General features: G+C 39.3%; 5 protein-coding genes. 2 read left to right on the top strand and 3 right to left on the bottom strand.

The window, feature by feature from the left end; genetic code table 11:
* Both G4Z05_RS05395 and gdhA read right to left on the bottom strand, forming a co-directional pair.
* The coding region (locus tag G4Z05_RS05395) for a transposase (RefSeq protein ID WP_205597402.1) at positions 1 to 478 on the bottom strand (478 nt) is incomplete at its 3' end.
* A 116-nt stretch (positions 479 to 594) separates the two neighbouring features.
* Positions 595 to 1,977 carry an NADP-specific glutamate dehydrogenase gene (gene gdhA / locus G4Z05_RS05390; protein ID WP_163250809.1) on the bottom strand — a complete coding sequence of 461 codons (1,383 nt, stop codon included), beginning with the start codon at positions 1,975 to 1,977 and terminating at the stop codon, positions 595 to 597.
* 163 nt (positions 1,978 to 2,140) lie between these two features.
* Between gdhA and gltC the strand changes: the two genes are divergently transcribed.
* Both gltC and G4Z05_RS05380 read left to right on the top strand, forming a co-directional pair.
* Complete coding sequence (gene gltC / locus G4Z05_RS05385; protein ID WP_163250808.1) at positions 2,141 to 3,046, top strand: glutamate biosynthesis transcriptional regulator GltC; 906 nt, start codon at positions 2,141 to 2,143, stop codon at positions 3,044 to 3,046.
* 112 nt (positions 3,047 to 3,158) lie between these two features.
* A complete protein-coding gene (locus tag G4Z05_RS05380; protein ID WP_163250807.1) occupies positions 3,159 to 4,736 on the top strand; it encodes an FMN-binding glutamate synthase family protein in 1,578 nt (525 codons plus the stop codon).
* A gap of 251 nt (positions 4,737 to 4,987) precedes the next feature.
* On the opposite strand, the gene pepT is transcribed toward G4Z05_RS05380, so the two are convergent.
* Positions 4,988 to 6,220, bottom strand: a complete 1,233-nt coding sequence (pepT, locus tag G4Z05_RS05375) for a peptidase T (protein ID WP_163250806.1) — start codon at positions 6,218 to 6,220, stop codon at positions 4,988 to 4,990.
* Positions 6,221 to 6,222: the final 2 nt, after the last annotated feature.

Below are 6,222 nucleotides of genomic sequence, written 5' to 3'. Positions count from 1 at the left end.
ATTTACGTTTATTTGCACTTGCTTTAACATGCGTAGAATCAATAAATACATGTTCAGCACTAATCAACTTTTTATCAGAAGCTTCTTTTAGAATGCGGTAGAAGATTTTTTGAAATAGATCTGTATCCTTGAAACGTCTTTCATAGTTTTTTCCGAAGGTTGAGAAGTGGGGGACTTTATCATGAAACCCAAAACCTAAGAACCAACGATAAGCAAGGTTTGTTTCAATTTCTTCAATAGTTTTGCGCATAGAGCGAATACCGAAGGTATATTGAATAAAAGCCATCTTAATTAATACAACAGGGTCAATACTTGGACGACCACGTTCAGATGAATACATATTCTCAACTAATTTATATATAAATGAAAAATCAATAGCAGCTTCTATCTTACGAACCAAGTGATTTTCAGGAACCAGCTGGTCTAAAGTAATCATTTCTAATTGATCTCGATTTACTTGTGTATTTTTAGTAAGCATTTCAATATCACCTCGATATTCTATGACATAATTATACAAAAAATGTCGACAAAATCCTTTAAAAAAGGATTTTGTCGACAGTCTGAAATCCCCTTGAAAAAGGGGATTGTATCTTATTAAATAACTCCCTGAGCAATCATGGCATCAGCCACTTTTGTGAAGCCGGCGATATTAGCCCCAACGACTAAATTGCCTGGGAAACCATATTCATCAGCAGCTTTAACACAGTTTTGGTAAATGTTCACCATGATTTGATGAAGCTTTGCATCTACTTCTTCAAAACTCCAAGATAATCTCTGGCTGTTCTGTGCCATTTCCAAGGCAGATACGGCTACTCCTCCGGCATTAGCCGCTTTACCAGGGCCAAATAGTACACCATTACTTAAAAATACATTAATGGCTTCATGTGAAGATGGCATATTTGCTCCTTCTGCTACAGCCTTAACACCATTTGCAACTAACATTTTTGCAGCCGTTTCATTAATCTCATTTTGCGTTGCACATGGAAGCGCAATATCACATGGTATTGACCAAATACCAGAGCATCCTTCGAAATATTGGGCATGTGGATGGTACTTTACGTATTCGCTAATCCGTTTTCGTTCAACCTCTTTAATTTGTTTGACGGTTTCAAGGTTAATACCAAGTTCATCATATACATATCCATTGGAATCACTGCAGGCAACAACTTTAGCTCCAAGTTGTTGGGCTTTTTCTATTGCATAAATGGAAACATTACCTGATCCGGAAACAATTACTGTTCTTCCTGTGATATGAAGTCCTTGATCCTTTAGCATTTCTTGAACAAAATAAACTGTTCCATATCCAGTAGCCTCTTTACGTGCTAAGCTTCCACCGTAATTAACCCCTTTGCCGGTTAATACACCAGCTTCAAAATGACCGCGCAGTTTTTTATACATCCCGAACATATAACTAATTTCACGGGCTCCTACCCCAATATCTCCTGCCGGAACATCAGTATCAGGTCCAATATGGTGGTAAAGTTCACTCATAAAGCTTTGACAGAAGCGCATAATTTCTCCGTCGGATTTCCCTTTAGGGTCAAAATCAGATCCGCCTTTTCCTCCACCAATTGGCAGGCCTGTTAAGGAATTTTTAAAGATTTGCTCAAATCCAAGGAATTTAATAATGCTGGCATTGACAGATGGATGGAAGCGAAGGCCGCCTTTGTAAGGTCCAATGGCGCTGTTGTATTGAACTCGGAAGCCTCGGTTTACTTGAACTTTTCCGTTATCATCAACCCATGGAACACGAAACGTTATTAATCTCTCCGGTTCTACAATTCTTTCTAGAATTCCTTGTTTTCTATAGATTGGATGTTTTTCAATGACCGGAACGAGAGAATCAAAAATTTCTTTAACCGCTTGGTGGAATTCGTATTCATCTGGGTTGCGGTTTTGAACCGTTTCAAACACTTCATTTACATATTCTCTAGCTGTTTTTGTTTCGGATTGTTCCAAGTGCTCAATGATTGGCATGAATTTCACCCCTTATGTAAAAATAAGTAAATATTAACTGAATATTCTTTTTATTACGATTTATTAATTTTATAATGAAAAAATAATCTAAGCAATACGAATAATAGATGAGATTAATGCTAAAATTAGATTAATAGAAAAATAGGGTAGGGTATTGATTGTTATGGAATTGAGACAGATTAAATATTTTATCGAAGTTGCTAAAAGAGAGCACGTGACAGAGGCAGCTCATGAATTGCATGTAGCACAATCAGCGGTTAGCCGGCAGATTGTTAATCTAGAGGAAGAATTGGGGGTAAGCCTGTTTTTCCGTGAAGGAAGGAATGTTAAGTTGACTCCTATTGGGGAGAGGTTTCTACAACATATGTTGCAGGCGGTAAAGCTAATTGAAAATGCAAAGCGGGAGATTGAGGAATACTTAGATCCTGAAAAAGGGGTTGTCCGCATTGGTTTTCCTAGCAGTCTTGCTGCTCACACATTGCCTGCTGCCATCTCCGCCTTTCGCGAACACTATCCGGAAGTGAAATTCCAATTAAATCAGGGTTCCTATTCCTATCTTATAGATGGTGTTGTGAAGGGAGAATTCAATCTTGCTCTAATTGGACCTGTGCCGAAAAAAGAAAAGAAAATAAAGGGGAGAACGCTTTTTACAGAAAAAATTGTGGCCTTACTGCCTTATAACCATCGCTTGGCCAATAGCCCTTTTTTGAAATTAAGCCAACTTAGGGATGATCCATTTATTTTGTTCCCTCAAGACTTTATTTTACGGGAAATTATTGTTAAGGCCTGTTCCCAGCAAGGCTTTAAGCCAAATGTGGCTTTTGAAGGACAGGATATTGATGCAATAAAAGGGTTAGTTTCAGCAGGACTAGGTGTTACCCTGATACCAGAAATTACATTAATGGATAGTGTTCCTCGTTCAACGGTAAAAATTCCACTAATTGAACCAAATGTAACACGTACTGTTGGGGTCATTATCCCGACTGATCGTAAACTACTACCGACCGAGATGTTATTTTATGAGTTTTTGAGTGAATTTTTCGGCATGCTTGATCGCTTTCAGAATTAATACCGATTGAAAAACTACCTTGTTTTTGATATGAAACATGAAGCACATACATATGTTTTAAGGTAAGGTAGATCCTTTTATAAGGCCAAATAAGAGAGCAGGAGGGCTTTTGATGTTATGGATCATTCTTGCTATTCTTTTGATTGTTTTTATTGGAGGACCGCTTTACCTTATTCTTTGGCTGCGTAATTTGGCAAAAAAACCTCAGCATTCCATTATTCGCTCCTACCCGTATTTCGGATGGATTCGTTATGCACTAGAGAATTTGGGCCCAAAGCTCCGGCAGTACTGGTTTGACGATGATAACGGATCCCGGCCCTTTTCACGTTCGGACTATTTAGGGATTGTCTTTTCAGCAAAATATCGAAGTGATCTCATTAGTTTTGGTTCCAAACGGGATTTTGACGGTCCTGGTTATTATATCGCAAATGATTTGTTTCCACGGCTAAAAGAGGAACTTCAGGTTGGCCATCAGGAAGAAGTTCAAGGGATGAAATATAAAATAGATCATGAAGGGTTATTTTTCCGCCGTGAACATCTTGTGAAAGACAAAACATCGCGCTGGCTTTATTCGGAAGATGATGCGATTGTTGTTGGCCCGGAACGCCAAAATTCATGGAAACTTTACGGACCATTTGGCGTATCGGCGACCTCTTACGGCTCCGTTGGTGAAAATTATATTCTTTCTACTGGATATGGATGCCAAATGGCTGGAGGTTCTTGGATTAATACGGGTGAAGGTGGAATTGCGCCGGAACATTTGGCAGGAGGAGCTGATGTCATAGCTCAAATCGGCCCTGGTTTATTTGGTTTTCGTGATCAAAATGGGAATTTTTCAATCAATGAATTTAAAAAAGCTGCGGAGCACCCATTAATCAAAGCATTTGAGCTGAAATTTGGCCAAGGGGCCAAATTTCAAGGGGGACATCTTGAAGGGGAAAAAGTAACAGCAAAGGTGGCAAAGATTCGCAAAGTAAAAGAGGGAGAAACGATTATCTCTCCAAACCGATTTTCATTTTTGCGCAATTCAAAAGAAGCCTTAACATTTATTAAGCAATTGCAGGAGGTAAGTGGCAAACCAGTTGGAATCAAAATAGTTGTTGGTCACTCATTAAATTTAGATGTGCTTTTTGAAACAATGAAACAGTTGGAAATTTATCCTGATTTCATTACGGTGGATGGGAGTGAAGGCGGATCAGGAGCCACGTATAAGGCAATGGCTGATACGATGGGTTTGCCCTTGTATTCTGCTCTTGTTGCGGTTGTAGATAAAGTCCACCAATATGATGTTAGGGATCGTATAAAAATATTTGCATCTGGCAAGTTGATTTCAGCTGATAAAATTGCGATAGCCTTGGCGATAGGCGCGGATGCGGTTAATTCCGCACGGGGCTTTATGATTGCCAATGGTTGTATTATGGCCATGCAGTGCCATACCGGTAAATGTCCAGCTGGGGTGACAACAACAGATCCGAAGCAGCAGGAAGCGCTTGTTCCGGATGAAAAGAAATGGCGTGTCATGAATTATATTGTCACCGTCCGTCAAGGGCTATTTGCTTTAGCTGCTGCTTGCGGTCTTGATTCTCCTCGGAAATTTACTCGTGACCATATTGTTTATAAGGGGAATGATGGACAGGTGAAAAGGTTGTCCGAAATCTTTCCGCTCCCCTTTTCTAAAGAGAAAGTATAAGAAGATTAGGAACCCCCCATATTCCCCGCTATTTTTTGTCTGAATAATTTTTTTGATTGGTTCGGTCTTATAGGCTGAAGATAAAAAAGGTCCTAGGTACAGATTGATATACCTTCTAATAAGATGGTATCAAAGAAGTGTGCCAAGGACCTTTATTAGCCTAATAGAGTCTGATTTTTCTTGATTCTTAATTGAATCAAATGTATTGTGAGTCGAACACTTTGCTTGGTCGAGCTCTTTTTTTAATATGTTTAGGCTTTTTGCTCAAAAAGTTTTATAATCTCAATAATCGTTTTGGTAGCTTTGATCATATTATCAACGGAAATAAACTCGTATTTACCGTGGAAATTTTCTCCGCCTGTAAAGATGTTTGGTGTCGGAAGACCCATAAAGGACAACTGCGAACCGTCAGTACCTCCTCGAATCGGTTTAATAACCGGCTTGATACCCAAGCTCTCCATCGCCTGTTGGGCAATTTCAACAATCTCAAAAACTGGCTCAATTTTTTCACGCATATTGTAATATTGGTCTTTTAGTTCGAGTTGGATCGTTTCATTTCCATATTTTTTATTTAAGGATTGGACGATGGATTCTATCGTTGCTTTTCGCTGATTAAATTTTTCTCGGTCATGGTCGCGAATAATGTAATAAAGCTGTGTTTGTTCGACCTCACCGTTAAAAGAAATCAGATGATAAAAGCCCTCATATCCTTCGGTGTGTTCAGGAGCCTCTTGTGCAGGGAGTTGGTTATGTAATTCCATAGCAATTTTCATGGAGTTGACCATTTTATCTTTTGCTGATCCAGGGTGAATATTGTTCCCTTTGATTGTGATTTTTGCCGCTGCTGCATTAAAGCTTTCATATTCCAACTCTCCAAGTGGACCACCGTCAACTGTGTAGGCGTATTTGGCATTAAACGCCGCAACGTCAAACTTATGGGGGCCTCTGCCAATTTCTTCATCAGGTGTAAATGCAACGCGCACCTTACCATGTTTAATTTCTGGATGTTGGATGAGATATGCCATAGCGGTCATAATTTCAGTTATGCCTGCTTTATTATCTGCCCCAAGAAGCGTAGTGCCGTCAGTGGTGATTAATGTATGGCCTTTATAATTAGAAAGATTAGGAAAGTCCTTCGTAGACATAACCACATTAAGCGCTTCGTTTAAAGTAATATCGCCGCCATCATAGTTTTCGATAATTTGTGGGTTGACATTTTTGCCAGTAAAATCGGTGGCTGTGTCAACATGGGCCAAGAATCCAATCGTTGGTACCTCTTTATCGGTGTTAGAAGGTAAGGTTGCCATGACATAACCATTCTCATCAATGGTTACCTCTTCCATGCCAATTTCTTTTAGCTCTTCGACTAACAGGCGTAAAAGTTCCCACTGACCTTCTGTAGAAGGACAAGTATCACTACTTTCATCCGACTGCGTGTCAATCTTGACATAGGAAGTAAATCGTTCAATCAGTTCGTTTTTCATTA

Origin of the sequence: Neobacillus thermocopriae, from assembly GCF_010975035.1 — a bacterium.
Classification (GTDB): Bacteria; Bacillota; Bacilli; order Bacillales; family Cytobacillaceae; genus Neobacillus; species Neobacillus thermocopriae.
Note: the sequence above shows the minus strand (reverse complement) of the source record. Positions and strands in the feature narration are given on the sequence as shown.

What these genes read in the sequence shown, in the direction of transcription:
- pepT (WP_163250806.1), bottom strand. Translation starts at nt 6,220, where the DNA reads ATGAAAAACGAACTGATTGAACGATTTACTTCCTATGTCAAGATTGAC.
- gltC (WP_163250808.1), top strand. Translation starts at nt 2,141, where the DNA reads ATGGAATTGAGACAGATTAAATATTTTATCGAAGTTGCTAAAAGAGAG.
- G4Z05_RS05380 (WP_163250807.1), top strand. Translation starts at nt 3,159, where the DNA reads ATGTTATGGATCATTCTTGCTATTCTTTTGATTGTTTTTATTGGAGGA.
- gdhA (WP_163250809.1), bottom strand. Translation starts at nt 1,977, where the DNA reads ATGCCAATCATTGAGCACTTGGAACAATCCGAAACAAAAACAGCTAGA.